This window comes from Duncaniella sp. (assembly GCF_029054785.1).
GTDB lineage: Bacteria > Bacteroidota > Bacteroidia > Bacteroidales > Muribaculaceae > Duncaniella.
Map to the genome: position 1 here is coordinate 38,328 of NZ_JAIDEN010000086.1, position 14,446 is coordinate 52,773.

The window sequence follows — 14,446 nt, forward strand, 5'->3', positions numbered from 1 at the left end:
ATGGCTCTTATGCACCCTCGATGTTTCTATGTATAGTGTGTATGTAAATGCGTGAGGAGAAAGCAGGTCTGAGGAGAAAAAAGAGAAGAATTTCAGAAGAGCGGCGACAGCGGGCTTCAGTTAGAACGCTGGTACTCCGAAGGCGACAGACCGGTCAGATGTTTGAAATACTTCCCGAATGACGACTGGTTCGGGAAATTCAGCTCATAGCTCACCTGCTGGATGTTTTTGCCTGAAAAGCGCAAGAGATTCTTGGCTTCGAGAATCACATAGTCATCAATAATCTCTGCGGCAGAGCGTCCGATTGTTTCTTTGATGATCAGCGAAAGATACTTCGGAGAGATAAACAGTTTGTCGGCATAAAAAGCCACCGTGCGCTCGCTGCGGTGATACTCATGGACCAGATGGATGAAATCATGGACATAAGTCAGGCGGCGTGACTTCGGACGGTCCTTTGACTCGGCCGGAATCCGGCGGCTGACAATCTGGATAAGCTGATAGGTCAGAGCCGCGATGATGCAGCGGGCAATCGACTTCCCGTAAGCACTGTCCGAATTATGAGTATTATGATGCAGAATTTCAAAATAATCTCTCAGCAGTGTGGCCTCATCGGTCGAAATCGGAATCACAGGATTCTCTTTCAGCCCCCACTCTCCCATAGGCGCGAGAGTGCCGAGGATGTTGAGATCAAAATTGATGTCCTGAATGAAAGCGCTTGAGACAAAGAGCATGTAGCAGTCAAGTCCTTTCCAGTCGATATTCTTCAGCTCTATAAAAGAGCCTGGACGCGTGACACCCACCGAATTTGGAATCAACGAGGCCGGTGTCAGATTGACCTCGAAATCAAGACTGCCGCCAAAACAGAGAAACCATGACATGCCGTCAAACCTGACAGGACCCGTATCGGCAAACAGGTTTGAAGCACGCGTCTGTTCAGTCAGACGCGTAAAGATATAATCATCACTGAGGTTTGAAAACTCCGTGACAAATTTTTCAAGTGATTTGAGCTGAGTCAGATTTACAGTCTTGCCCATATTCAAAGTAACTTTTATACTGATTTCTCATTGTAATCATCGGCAAAATTATCATTTTTCATCCAAATTCACCATCAAACACCACAATATTTGTCCTTTTAGAGTAAAACAGTGGACATTTAGACCAATCGCAAGACAAAGTCCCGATCAAAATACACCGACAACCAAACCTCACAGCCTCAATCAGAATCTACGATTTGGATAATTAAGCTAATGTTAGTACTTTTGCACAAATTTTCACATCTTACGATTTCCTTACCTCAAATCATCATGGATCAGGATTTAAAAAAACAGCTGTCACAGGATCAGGACGGACTACTGACGTATGAATATATCGCCAACCACATCGGTCATTGCGATGACATCATGGACGAACTGATTGACAACATGATTCTTGTTGACAACACCGGACAATTCGTTGTCTCAGCCGCCCGCTATCTTTTCGCGATTGACAGCGAACACTATGCTGCAACGATATCGCGTCTGACAGCCATCGCAATTGAAAAAGACCGCGAACACCGCTATCTGCCGGATCTGATTACAACAATCTGGGGTGCGGACTATCAGTCTCGCGCTGCCGAACTCAGCGCCGCCGATGATAATTTCCGACGCATCTACAAACGCATTACCCCGACTGAAAGCATCTGAGACCAGCCTCTAAAGCGCACCAGTCTTTATGAAATATATTCTTCCTCTAATCATAGCGCTTGCCTTGGGTCTCGGACTCCGGGCGCACAATCTCAATGAAGAAATGAACGATCTCCAGACAAATCCGGGCGACGTCAAAGTCATGCTCCACACATCGCTCGGCGACATCACCCTCCTGCTCTACGGTGACACCCCGCTCCACACAGCGAATTTTGTAAAACTCGTCAACGACGGCTTCTATGACGGGCTGCTCTTCCACCGTGTCATCGACAATTTCATGATCCAGGGCGGTGACCCGACATCCAAGAACGCTCCGAAAGGCAAGCGCCTCGGAGAAGGCGATCCGTCCTACCGGATTGATGCCGAGATCCTCTTCCCCAAGCATTTCCACCACCGCGGCGCACTGGCTGCCGCCCGTGAAGGAGACGCGACCAATCCTGAACGCAAATCGTCCGGATCGCAGTTCTACATCGTCACCGGCAAGAAATTCTCACCCGCACAGCTCGACCAGATGGAACACAAAGCCGTGATGCGCCACAAACAGGACGTTTTCGACAGCCTGTCCGTGCAGCACCGCGACAGCATCATGAACATGCGCCGCAACCGCGACCACGCAGGCCTTGAGGCACTGCGCGAGCAACTGGCCGCCGAGACCGAAAAACTCACCGCCAACGACTCGACATTCTTCACGCCTGAACAGCGCGACCTTTATGTGCGCGAAGGCGGCACACCCCACCTCGACGGCGCCTATACCGTATTCGGACGTGTACTCTCAGGCATGGATGTCGTAGACCGCATCCAGAAGGTCGACACCGACGGCTATGACCGCCCGATCGAGGACGTCCGCGTAATTTCCGCCAAGATACTTCCTTGACATTTTTTTACCTTTCAAACAGAAGTATTCTCGCATTTAAACCCTAACTTTGCAAAGACAATACTTGTTTCTAAGGTAATTTAATTTAACGGATTCAACTGTTATGGCAGAAATCAAATGTGTAGGCATCCTCACTTCCGGAGGAGACGCCCCCGGCATGAACGCCGCAATCCGCGCCGTAACCCGCTCGGCCATCTTCGGAGGCCTCAAGGTCAAAGGTATCTATCGTGGCTACCGCGGTCTCATCACCGATGAGATCCAGGAATTCCACACCCAGAACGTTTCCAATATAATTCAGGCAGGCGGTACAATTCTCAAAACCGCCCGCTGCAAGGAATTCACAACTCCCGAAGGCCGACAGCTTGCTTTCGACAATCTCAAACGCCACGAAATCGACGCGCTTGTGGTCATCGGCGGCGACGGCTCTCTCACGGGTGCCCGCATCTTCGCCAACGAATTCAACTTCCCGATCATCGGTCTGCCCGGCACCATCGACAACGATCTCTACGGAACAGACTCGACTATCGGCTACGACACAGCCCTCAACACCATCATGGAATGTGTCGACAAGATCCGCGACACAGCCACAAGCCACGAACGTCTCTTCTTCATCGAAGTCATGGGACGTGACGCAGGTTTCCTTGCGCTCAACGGCGCGATCGCCTCAGGCGCCGAAGCTGCCATCATCCCTGAGATATCCACTGAGGTCGACCAGCTTGCCGAACTCATCCAGAACGGCTTCCGCAAGAGCAAAAACTCCTCGATCGTGCTCGTGGCCGAAAGTCCTGTGACCGGCGGCGCAATGGGTCTGGCCGAACGTGTGAAAAACGAATACCCCGGCTATGACGTGCGCGTATCGATCCTCGGTCACCTCCAGCGAGGTGGCTCGCCGACAGCCTACGACCGAATCCTCGCATCACGCATGGGAGCCGCCGCGATCGACGCCCTTCTTGAAGAGCAGCGCAATGTGATGATCGGTATCCGCAACGACGAGATTGTCTACGTGCCTTTCTCGAAGGCTATCAAAAACGACAAGCCGATCAAACGCGAGCTGCTTGACACACTCCGCAGACTCTCGATCTGATCCGCGGAATATACCGCCTCCCCCCTCCAAGATGATCCAGGTAAACGACATAACCAAAAGTTTCGACAAACTGCAAGTGCTTAAAGGCGTCTCGCTGTCCATTGAAGACGGCGAGATGCTTACCATTGTAGGACCGAGCGGAGCGGGAAAAACCACTCTGTTGCAGATCATCGGCACCCTCGAACGTCCCGACAGCGGCTCTGTCATCTTTGACGGCGAGGACATCACAGCCCTCAAAGACTCCAGGCTCGCCCGCTTCCGCAACCGCAACATGGGTTTCGTATTCCAGTTCCATCAGCTGCTGCCTGAGTTCACGCTTGAAGAAAACGTAGCACTCCCGGCACTCATCGCCGGCACCCAGCGTAAGGAAGCCATCGGCCATGCCCGTAAGCTCCTGGAGGAATTCGGACTCGGATCACGCCTCGACCACCGCCCGGCACAGCTCTCAGGCGGCGAACGCCAGCGTGCAGCCGTGGCCCGTGCCCTCATCAATGACCCGAAAGTCATCCTCGCCGACGAACCGACAGGCAGTCTCGACAGCCACAACCGCGCCGAACTCTACCGCCTCTTTTTCGATCTCCGCCAGGCAACCGGCAAAACATTCATCATCGTCACCCATGACGACACTCTGGCCCTCAACTCAGACCGTGTCATCAGAATGAACGACGGCAACATCATCTGAATCCCCCTCACCTCTCAGCTACCGTGACAAGAAGAAAACTCACAACCACAATCTGCAATCTGGCCTCCGCCCTCATCCTGCTCGCCTTATGCCCTTCGTGCGCGGACGAAGAAGGCGTCAACGGACCTGTCGAAATGCAGCTGTGGGATATTGTCACCTATGACGGCACCACTGACGGCGGCGACCGCTGCTGCTTTTCGTTCCGCCAGGTCGATGACAGCCCGATGGTCTCACTCTTCTCGTCAACCCTCTTGCCTTCAGAAATCGAATCAGGGACACGGATGGTGATCCGCTATATCCCTGAAAGCGGCAAAGCCTACACATCCGGAGAGATAACACTCCTGAGCGCGTCGCGCATAAACCAAAGTCCGGTAGCGACCGAATGGAAAGACGAATTCAACAACTGGAACAGAGACAAGATCTATCTGTACAGCGTCTGGCGCTCCGGTTCATATCTGAATTTCCATGTGCGCCTGACCTACAATCCGGAACCGCGTCTGTTTCAGCTCGCAGTCGATCCGGCCACTCTCACATCGGCATATCCGGATGTCTATCTCATCCACGTAATGGCCGCCCCCACAGACTATCACGACCGCGCCTACTTCGCATCGTTTGACATTTCCAGGCTTTGGGAATCGCCCGAAGTCAAAGGAATCACACTCCATGTGGCCAATACGAACCTCGAACAGCAGGAATTTGCATTTGTTAAGAATAATTAATCAGGCTCTGTCCCATAAACCCCTATTATCAGTGGATTTAATTGCCTTGCGCAACACCTTATCAGATGTGCAATAGGTTAAAGTTTAATTAAAATATGACATATAAAAAGAATTATATGTAAATTTGTGTTGAATAAGTATGTCTACGATGAGGAAATATTCTATCCGCACCTCACCGCCAAACTAACCGCTAAAACATCATGGCAAAAGTTATAGGAGCTGTCGAAATCAACCGCGAACGTTGCAAAGGATGTGACCTCTGCGTTGTAGCCTGTCCCTGCAATGTGCTTTCGCTGCAACAGAACGAAGTCAACGACAAAGGCTATCACTTCGCAACTGATATTGCTCCGGAAAAATGTATCGGCTGCGCAGCCTGTGCAACCGTATGTCCCGACGGATGTATCACCGTCTATCGTGTGGTAGAGAAATAACATCCATCACCCTCATCACCCCCGAAACAGAAACGCAACAAAAAAATCAGGCACTGCCAACAAAAGTGCACCTCAATATGGAAGATGAAGTCAGACTAATGAAAGGCAATGAGGCCGTGGCCCACGCCGCCATCCGCTACGGAGTCGACGGCTATTTCGGCTACCCGATCACACCTCAGAGCGAAATCCTCGAAACACTTGAAGAGCTTATGCCCTGGGAGACCACCGGAATGGTGGTGTTTCAGGCCGAAAGCGAAGTCGCCGCGATCAACATGGTCTATGGCGGCGCCGCAACCGGCAAGGCCTGCATGACCTCATCCTCAAGTCCGGGTGTCAGCCTCAAGCAGGAAGGCATTTCCTACATAGCCGCAGGCGAACTTCCGGCTCTGATCATAAACTGCATGCGCGGAGGTCCGGGCCTCGGTACAATCCAGCCCTCGCAGGCCGACTACTTCCAGGCCACAAAAGGCGGAGGCCACGGTGACTACCATCTGATCGTGCTCGCCCCTGCCTCGGTTCAGGAGATGGCCGATTTTGTCGCCCTCGGCTTCGATCTGGCATTCAAATACCGCAACCCGGTGATGATGCTTGCCGACGGCGTTGTCGGGCAGATGATGGAAAAAGTCGTGTTGCCCCCGCAGCGCCCCCGACGCACCGACGAAGAAATAGCGCGCCAGTGTCCCTGGGCCGTGACCGGACGCACCGGAAAGCGCAAGCCCAACGTCATGACAACCCTCGAACTTGATCCGGTGGCAATGGAGAAAAACAACCTGCGCCTTCAGGAAACCTATCGCCGCATTTCGGAAAACGAGGTGCGCTTTGAGGAACACGGCACCGAAGACTGCGACTACCTCATCGTCGCATTCGGATCTGTGGCCCGCATCTGCCAGAAAGCAATGGAAGATGCCCGCGCCGAAGGACTGAAAGTCGGAGTACTCCGTCCGATCACCCTCTGGCCTTTCCCTTATGACGAGGTCAAACGACTGAGCAAGAAAGTCAAATCAATCCTCGTTGTCGAGCTTAACGCAGGTCAGATGATCGAGGATGTCAGACTCAGCCTTGAGGACCGTGTGCCTGTCCATCACTTCGGACGCATGGGCGGTATAGTCATGGACCCCTCCGAAGTTCTTGAAGCACTTAAGAACATCATTGAAAAGTAAGAGTTACTTAATGAATAAAAACGATAACAGAAGTTCCGGAAACCAACCGTTACGGCATCACTCCTGTTATCAAACAACCTCTCAGAGACTGTCATGACTCCAGAAGAAATCAGACAAAGCGCCAACATAGTCGAGACCAAGCCCAGGCTTCTCAACGACAACACCATGCACTACTGCCCCGGCTGCTCCCACGGAGTGGTCCACAAACTCATCGCGGAAGTGATTGAAGAAATGGGCGCTGAAGAAACAGCCATCGGCATCGCCCCTGTGGGCTGCGCCGTCATGGCCTACAACTATATAGATATCGACTGGATCGAAGCCGCTCACGGACGTGCGCCTGCAATCGCCACTGCCGCAAAGCGCCTCAATCCGTCAAAACTGGTCTTCACCTATCAGGGCGACGGTGACCTTGCAGCAATCGGCACCGCAGAAACAATCCATGCCGCCAACCGAGGCGAAAACATAGCAATCATCTTCATCAACAACGGCATCTACGGCATGACCGGCGGACAGATGGCACCGACAACCCTTGAAGGTCAGGTGACTTCGACAACCCCCTATGGGCGCCGAGTCGATCTCAACGGCTATCCGCTGAAAATAACCGAGATCCTCGCCATGCTCGACGGCACATGCTATGTCACCCGCCAGAGCGTCCACACTGCCGCAGCCGTGCGCAAGGCGAAGAAAGCCATCCGCAAAGCATTTGAGAACTCGATGTCGGGATTCGGAACCTCTGTGGTTGAAATCGTCTCTACCTGCAACTCCGGCTGGAAAATGAGTCCCGCCAAGTCAAACCAGTGGATGGAGGAACACATGTTTGCCAAATATCCCGTCGGTGACCTCAAGGACGTGAAATTCTAAGATGTTGTTAAAAAACAAGAACGATGAAAGAAGAAATCATTATAGCAGGCTTCGGCGGTCAGGGAGTGCTCTCGATGGGCAAGATCCTCGCCTATGCCGGCCTCATGGACAATCTTGAAGTGACCTGGATGCCGGCCTACGGTCCGGAACAGCGCGGAGGCACCGCTAATGTCACGGTGATTCTTTCCGATCAGCCGATCAGCAGCCCGGTGCTCAACTCCTACGACACCGCTGTTATCCTCAACCAGCAGAGCCTCGACAAATTCGAGTCCAAGGTCAAGCCCGGAGGCACTCTGATCTATGATCCTTACAGCATCCACCACGCCCCGACACGCAAGGACATAAACATCTATCCGGTCGAAGCGATGGAAGCCACTTTCGAGCTTTCGTCAAGCAAGGCCTACAACATGGTCCTGCTCGGCTCTCTGCTCAAAATCCGCGGTCTGCTCCCGGTCGAGGCCGTCATGAAAGGACTTAAAAAGACCCTTCCGGAACGCCATCATCATCTTCTGCCGATCAACAAGGACGCTATTCTCAAAGGAATGGCACTCATCTGAAACTGCCCTCTGTCACCTTCAGATCAATAACAGTAAAGCCGGCCAATTCCCGTCTTTTACAGACAAGAGATAACAATAACTCATAAAACATCAGATCCCCGCGAGCTTCGGAACTCGCGGGGATCTGATGTTTTATGCTACTTTTGCTTCAGAAAGCGCTCAGCGTCTTCTGCGAGTGGCTTTCTTACGGGTTGATTTTTTTGCAGCTGCCTTGGCGGGTATTTTCAGAGTCTGGCCGGCTCGGATGTTTGTGCTCTTGCCCAGACCGTTGGCCGACTGGATGGCAGCAACCGTAGTTCCGTGCTTGCGGGCGATCTTGTCCAGAGTGTCACCGCTGCGGACCTTGTAGGTTGTAGCCTTGGGAGCGGCAGCTTTTGCAGGTGCAGGCTTGGCAGCAGCCTTTGATGCAGCCGATGTTTTGACAGGAGCCGGATTTGCAGTTGCCGAAGCGGATGACCGGGCGGTAGCGGCAGCGGCAGTAGAGGAAGAAGCAGCCGACTCGCGGAGAGTCTCGGCGCTCACCTGAGCCACTTCAGGAGCAGCGACCACTTTGACGCTCTCAGGAGCCACACGCTCGAAGACCTCGATCTTCAGCTTGTCGCCCTCCTTGACCTTGCCTCGGCGCAGCTGGTTCCAGCGCTTGATGTCCGTGGCCGATACGCCATACTGGCGGGCTATATCGCGGATGCTCTCGCCACGGGTGACCACATGGGTCTTCACAACGGTCTTCTCCGTCAGCTGAGTCTGGGCAATCTCATTGTTTGTCTCGGCATTGGCCGTCTGACGGCTCGCCTGGGCAAGATTCGAGACACCGTTATCACCCTGGATCACTTCCGGCTCGGAGTTTTCGCCCGGTTCGACGTAGCTGCGGCGCGCATATCGGTCGGCATCGTATTCGACAATGCGTCTCTCGCTCATCACATAGCTCAGACACTGCTGGGTCGGGAGTGTGAGCAGATAAGGCCGATAGTCACCGGGGATGATATCCTTTCGATACTGCGGGTTGAGCATACGGATTTCATCGACAGGGATGTTGAGCACGGCTGCGATCTGGTTGAAGTGGATATATTTGTTGACCTGGACGGTGTCGGTGGTCAGATGGCGCTTGATGACGGTCGGAGAGATGCCATGCCTGTTATAATAGTTCATGACATAGTTCGCGGCGATGAAGGCCGGGACATAGCCGCGGGTTTCGGCAGGAAGGAAGTTGTAGATTTCCCAATAGTCTTTCTTGCCTTCGCCTCCGGCACGGCGCAGAGCCTTGTTGACATTGCCCGGACCGCAGTTGTAGGCAGCGATGGCCAGTGACCAGTCATTGTAGATCTCATAGAGCTGCTTGAGATAGCGGGCGGCATTGCGCGAGGAGAGGCGGGCGTCGCGGCGCTCGTCAATCAGAGAGTTGACCTCCATTCCAAGCCCTTTGGCGGTGGCGGGCATGAACTGCCAGAGGCCTGCGGCACCGGCGCGGGAAACGGCGTTGGGATTGATCGCCGACTCGATCACCGGAAGATACTGCAACTCCGTCGGCATTCCTTCCTTGAGAAGCTCCTCGACGAAGATCGGTCCATAGTAGCTGTGGAGCGCGAGCATATCGGCCACAAGCGAGCGGCGCTTGGTGAGATACATGTTGATGTAATTGCCGACAATCGAGTTGTAGGGCAGCTCGATCTCGGTCGGCAGTTTCTTCAGCCGTTCCTCATACTCGGCGGCTGTCGCTGTCTGCGAGGCGCCGAGGTCGATGCCGGGAACCACATAATTTTTCAGATAGAAATTCTCCTCAAGCAGCCGGGTCTGGGTCTCGAAGCTTTCAGGAGCTATGATGTTGTCATCGGTAATCGAATTCTTTATCTCAAGTATGGACTTGGCGCCAAAAGCGCTCACTGCGTTGAGTCCGATGGCAAATACTGTGACAAGGATTGACTTATTCATTATTTCTTTACAGATATATCAATAGGAGAGGTGGAATTTTTATCATTCGGCTGACTGCACGTCAGAAATTGACAGCCCAGCAGACTCCGAGTCCCGGCAGACCGTTCTTGCGGGTCTCCGTAGGCAGCAGCGCCGGAGCTATGTCCACACTGAGATCAGGACTTATGTCAAAATGAGCGAGCTGCGCATCGACATAGGCGTCGATCATCGCAACAAGATAGACACCGACCATGCAGATGACACAAAGGTCACGCTGACGGCGATACATGTTCTTGCGCTGACGCAAAAGATTTGTCAGCCATTCTTTATTAAGATCGGCCTCATTCACGGTCGGCGCGAAGAAATCCATATAGCTATTTGTCGACGGGTCGTTGTCCATGATGTCGGAATAGGCGCGGGTGTAGTCACGCAACATTGTATTGTTCCAGTTCATGGCATAGCCCAGCCCCATGAATCCGCCGACAACGATCGGGAGCTTCCAGTAACGGCGGTTGTAGAGCTGCCCCAGACCGGGGAAAAGGGCCGACATCCAGACGGCCTTTGTCGGGTCAGGCACGAAGGTGAATTTCTTCTCCGCAAACCCTCCGCCGACAGAATCGGTCTTCGCGATCAAAGGCGCGTTGATGACCGCCACGGAGTCGATCGGCACAATGCTGACAGAGTCTCCACGAGCCGAGAGACTGTCAAGCACCACCAGCGCCGGCGATTTCAGAGGATCACCGATCGGGAAACTGTCCGGCAGATTTGAAATAGGCGAAGTGTGGCGTCTCTCCGGCCTTACCGGACGTCGGGAAGGCGCAACAGAGGGCGCGACCGTATCCGCGACCGCTATTTCTGCTGAAGCCGGCAAACTTTTAGAAAAAATGTTAAACGGGCACGTCAGCACGATCAAGATCATGCCGACGACAACGCTCAAGATGGTTCCGACCGTTCGTGGTTCTTTTTCCGCTTCGAATTGCATTTGAAATTATCATCCTGATTCCCTGATAGATAACAACACCCACAGGGAGATTTCCAGGCGGTAGCTATGATCGGCTACTGCTTTGCAGTGTCAAAGATAGCAATTAATCTTTCAAGTTCAGCCTCATCACGGAAAGAAAATGAGATTTTTCCTTTCCCGGAAGCGTCGCAAGTCAGCTTTACAGGGGTGCTGAAGCGCTGCGAGAGATGATCTTTTAAAATATCATAATCATTGTTAGAAAATCTTCTGCTGTCGCTTTCAGGCTTCTTCCCTTCGAGAGCAGCCTGCTGGTATTTCTTGGCCAGTTCCTCGACACGTCTGACCGAAAGACCCTGCTTGACAATCTCGTTGTAGAGACGCAGCTGGAACTTCGGATCATCGATGCTCAGAAGGGCGCGTGCATGGCCCATGTCTATGCGGCGGTCGCGCAGGCCGAGCTGAACCTCTGCCGGCAGACGCAGCAGACGCAGAAAGTTGGCTATCGTGGTGCGCTTTTTGCCTATGCGTTCGCTCAGACGCTCCTGGGTCAGGTTGTACTGGTCGATCAGCTTCTTGAAAGTCAGGGCGATCTCGATTGCATTGAGGTCCTCACGCTGGATATTCTCGATGAGAGCCATCTCGGTGAGTTCCGTGTCATTGGCCGTGCGTATATAGGCTGGGACAGTTGTCAGGCCGGCCATCATCGCCGCGCGGTAGCGGCGCTCTCCGGCAATGATCTGATAGGTGTCCGGTCCGGTTTTCCTCAGCGAGAGGGGCTGAATGATGCCGAGCTCGCGGATCGAGCGCGAAAGTTCCTCCAAAGCCTCCTCGTCGAAGAGGCGGCGTGGCTGGTCAGGGTTGGGAGAGATGCGGGAGATCTCTATGTCATTTATTGCCGACGTTCCGCGGGCGGGTGCGTCATCCATTGCGATGAGCGAATCGAGTCCGCGGCCGAGGGCCGGGCGTTTTGGCTGCATGAAATTAGGAGTGATATGTGATTAGAGAGTGTTTCTGTCAGCTGTTTTTGGCGATGAGCTCGCGGGCAAGAGCGATGTGCGAGGTGGCGCCGCGCGAAATCGAGTCGTAGAGCAGGGCGGGCAGGCCGTGGCTCGGCGCCTCGCTCAGACGGATGTTGCGCGGAATGACCGTGTCGAACACCATCGGTCCGAAGTGGCCTTTCAGCTCCTCATAGATCTGGTTGGCCAGGCGCAGACGTGCGTCATACATGGTCAGCAGGAAACCTTCGATCTCAATGTATGGGTTGAGCTTCGATTTGATGATGCGGATCGTGTTGAGAAGTTTCGTGATCCCTTCCAGGGCAAAATATTCGGCCTGCACGGGTATGATGACGGAGTCAGCCGCCGTCAGGGCGTTGACTGTTATGAGTCCCAGCGAGGGAGAGCAGTCGATCAGTATATAGTCATACTTGTCCTTCACAGGCGCCACGGCCCTTTTGAGGACATTCTCTCGCGCGGGCTTGTTGATAAGTTCGATTTCAGCACCGGCAAGGTCGATGCGCGACCCGATAAGATCAAGTCCCTCGCAGCAGGTCTGGACCTGAGAACCCTCCATAGGGTAGTCGTCGACCAGACATTCGTAGATCGACGATGCCATGGTCTTTGGATCGATACCGTAGCCCGACGTAGCGTTGGCCTGCGGATCGGCGTCTATGATAAGCGTCTTTTTTCCTTCTGCCGCCAGAGATGCGGCAAGGTTGATGGTTGTGGTGGTTTTTCCGACGCCGCCCTTCTGATTGGCGATTGCAATTATTTTACCCATAAGGTTTCTATTGGTTTCTGATGCAAAGTAACAAAAATTCCTCTGTCCGTTAGACTTTTCTACTATCAAATCGTGTTAAAATGTTGAAAACTGCCCCTGATTGTTAATAAACTCCCCCTAAGCGCCGCTAAACCTTAGTCAGGCCTAATTCGTTTATCATATAAACTCCATCACGCAAACTATTTATATCTTATGAAGCGACTGTTAACACTGGTCATCGCACTGACCGCCGCGGCCTTCGGGATGTGGGCCGACAGCCAAACCGAGCTCAACCGCCATCTGAAGGCCTACAACACGCAGTTGGCCTCCCGGCAATATCTTCCCGCCGCGCGTTCGGCTGCGGCCGCAGCCGCAATATGCGCCGACGCTAAAAACTATGACGGCGCTTTCCGCCTTCTCTCCAACAACGACCGGATTCTTGCCGAACGCCATATCTCGGCCGACTCCCTTCCGGCTGTGTTCTATACCACCGAACGCGCCCGTTTCATGATCTACCGCAACCTCTCCAACAATTCCGAAGCCGGACGCTCGCTCACCAAAATGTCGGCCTACGCAAAGAAAGCCGGATCAAAGGAGCTTGTCACCGACATGCTCTTCAACGAGGCTCAATATTACTACGCGACCAACCAGACTGCCAAAGGCGATCTCTGCATAGCCCGCCTGATCAAGCAATATGACCAGGCCAATGACTACAAAGCCGCCGACAAGGCCTATCAGGAACTGATCGAGCGCGCGGTCAACGCCAACGACGCCCGTCTGGTCGAGCACACTTATGAAAACTACATGCGGTGGTCCGACTCGATCGAGGCCATCACCGCTGACACCGAACTCGGAAAGGTCAAACAGGAATATGCCGAAAGTCAGGAGACAATCGCCGACAAGGACCACACCATAAAGACCCGCACCGGCTGGATCGTCACATTTGTGACACTCTTCGTCATCGCACTCGCAGCTCTTGGCGTAGGCGCTATGTTCTACTGGCGTGTGATGGCCAAAAACCGCCGCATGAAGAAATCAGTCGAGACCGCCAACGCCGAAAGCGCTGCCAAGAGCGCTATTCTCCACAACATGTCGTCAAAAATGGAGCCTACCCTCGAACAGCTTGACCAGAGCGATCCGGCGGTGCGCAATCTGCGCGGCTACGTCCAACGTGTCGGCGAGCTCTCCGACGTTGGCAGTTCAGCGCCTCCTGAGGAAGAAGCCCTCGAAGAAGTGAACCTCCAGACCTACTGCGACGCCATCGCCGCCAGGATACGTCCTATGCTCAATCCTCGCGTCTCCCTCAATCTCGACGGCTGCAAAGGCTATGCGAGAATCGACGCCCCTGAAGTGGACAAGATCCTCACCCACCTGCTCGAAAACGCGGCCAAACACACTCCGGAAGGAGGAAAGATCACCCTCGCCTACCGTAAGCGCGGAGCCAAAAGCCACCAGTTCATCGTGACCGACACAAGCCCCGGCATCCCTGAAAACGAACGCGAAGACATCTTCAAACCCTTTGCCATCCCGACCGACATCAGCAAAGGCGCACGTCTCGGCCTCCCGATCTGCGCCCTCCGCGCCGAAAAGATCAACGGAAACCTCACCCTCGACCCCAACGTCACCACCGGCGCCTCCTTCATCCTCACCCTCCACAGCTGAACAACAAAATTTCATAATATATAATCTGTGATTAAGAGGTTGTTTAAAAACAAGAGTTAAAATCTGAGTGGTGTATCTTTTAGATAAATTGTTGTAAATGAGAAAGG

The 14,446-nt window shown here is 53.5% G+C and carries 15 protein-coding genes; 10 read left to right on the forward strand and 5 right to left on the reverse strand.

The window, feature by feature from the left end; translation table 11 throughout:
- Positions 1-116: 116 nt before the first annotated feature.
- Positions 117-1,034, reverse strand: a complete 918-nt coding sequence (locus K2H17_RS05375) for a helix-turn-helix domain-containing protein (protein ID WP_300132284.1) — start codon at positions 1,032-1,034, stop codon at positions 117-119.
- Positions 1,035-1,304: 270 nt separating this feature from the next.
- Between K2H17_RS05375 and K2H17_RS05380 the strand changes: the two genes are divergently transcribed.
- From K2H17_RS05380 to K2H17_RS05420, 9 genes are all read left to right on the forward strand, one after another.
- A complete protein-coding gene (locus tag K2H17_RS05380) occupies positions 1,305-1,682 on the forward strand; it encodes a hypothetical protein (protein WP_300132285.1) in 378 nt (125 codons plus the stop codon).
- Positions 1,683-1,710: 28 nt separating this feature from the next.
- Complete coding sequence (locus tag K2H17_RS05385; protein ID WP_363319925.1) at positions 1,711-2,556, forward strand: peptidylprolyl isomerase; 846 nt, start codon at positions 1,711-1,713, stop codon at positions 2,554-2,556.
- A 103-nt stretch (positions 2,557-2,659) separates the two neighbouring features.
- Positions 2,660-3,640, forward strand: coding sequence for a 6-phosphofructokinase (gene pfkA, locus K2H17_RS05390; RefSeq protein WP_300132287.1), 981 nt, complete (start codon positions 2,660-2,662; stop codon positions 3,638-3,640).
- Between the two features lie 31 nt (positions 3,641-3,671).
- Entirely contained in the window at positions 3,672-4,322 is a 651-nt protein-coding gene (locus tag K2H17_RS05395) for an ABC transporter ATP-binding protein (protein ID WP_300132290.1), read from the forward strand.
- Between the two features lie 23 nt (positions 4,323-4,345).
- Positions 4,346-5,041 (forward strand): NigD-like C-terminal domain-containing protein, encoded by a 696-nt coding sequence (locus tag K2H17_RS05400; RefSeq protein ID WP_300132291.1) that lies wholly within the window; start codon positions 4,346-4,348, stop codon positions 5,039-5,041.
- Positions 5,042-5,241: 200 nt separating this feature from the next.
- Positions 5,242-5,472, forward strand: a complete 231-nt coding sequence (locus K2H17_RS05405; protein WP_300132293.1) for a 4Fe-4S binding protein — start codon at positions 5,242-5,244, stop codon at positions 5,470-5,472.
- A 77-nt stretch (positions 5,473-5,549) separates the two neighbouring features.
- A complete protein-coding gene (locus tag K2H17_RS05410; RefSeq protein WP_300132296.1) occupies positions 5,550-6,632 on the forward strand; it encodes a 3-methyl-2-oxobutanoate dehydrogenase subunit VorB in 1,083 nt (360 codons plus the stop codon).
- Between the two features lie 93 nt (positions 6,633-6,725).
- On the forward strand, positions 6,726-7,493 hold the full coding sequence (locus K2H17_RS05415; RefSeq protein WP_300132298.1) for a thiamine pyrophosphate-dependent enzyme: 768 nt from the start codon (positions 6,726-6,728) through the stop codon (positions 7,491-7,493).
- A 23-nt stretch (positions 7,494-7,516) separates the two neighbouring features.
- Positions 7,517-8,050 (forward strand): 2-oxoacid:acceptor oxidoreductase family protein, encoded by a 534-nt coding sequence (locus K2H17_RS05420; protein WP_300132299.1) that lies wholly within the window; start codon positions 7,517-7,519, stop codon positions 8,048-8,050.
- Positions 8,051-8,209: 159 nt separating this feature from the next.
- Here the strand turns inward: K2H17_RS05420 and K2H17_RS05425 are convergent, their stop codons facing one another.
- From K2H17_RS05425 to K2H17_RS05440, 4 genes are all read right to left on the reverse strand, one after another.
- Positions 8,210-9,979, reverse strand: coding sequence for a LysM peptidoglycan-binding domain-containing protein (locus K2H17_RS05425; RefSeq protein ID WP_300132300.1), 1,770 nt, complete (start codon positions 9,977-9,979; stop codon positions 8,210-8,212).
- A gap of 61 nt (positions 9,980-10,040) precedes the next feature.
- Entirely contained in the window at positions 10,041-10,829 is a 789-nt protein-coding gene (locus K2H17_RS05430) for a DUF5683 domain-containing protein (RefSeq protein WP_300132302.1), read from the reverse strand.
- 185 nt (positions 10,830-11,014) lie between these two features.
- Positions 11,015-11,896 (reverse strand): ParB/RepB/Spo0J family partition protein, encoded by an 882-nt coding sequence (locus K2H17_RS05435; protein ID WP_300132304.1) that lies wholly within the window; start codon positions 11,894-11,896, stop codon positions 11,015-11,017.
- A 37-nt stretch (positions 11,897-11,933) separates the two neighbouring features.
- Positions 11,934-12,698 carry an AAA family ATPase gene (locus K2H17_RS05440; protein ID WP_300132306.1) on the reverse strand — a complete coding sequence of 255 codons (765 nt, stop codon included), beginning with the start codon at positions 12,696-12,698 and terminating at the stop codon, positions 11,934-11,936.
- Between the two features lie 192 nt (positions 12,699-12,890).
- Between K2H17_RS05440 and K2H17_RS05445 the strand changes: the two genes are divergently transcribed.
- On the forward strand, positions 12,891-14,339 hold the full coding sequence (locus tag K2H17_RS05445; RefSeq protein ID WP_300132309.1) for an ATP-binding protein: 1,449 nt from the start codon (positions 12,891-12,893) through the stop codon (positions 14,337-14,339).
- The last annotated feature ends 107 nt before the right edge of the window (positions 14,340-14,446 follow it).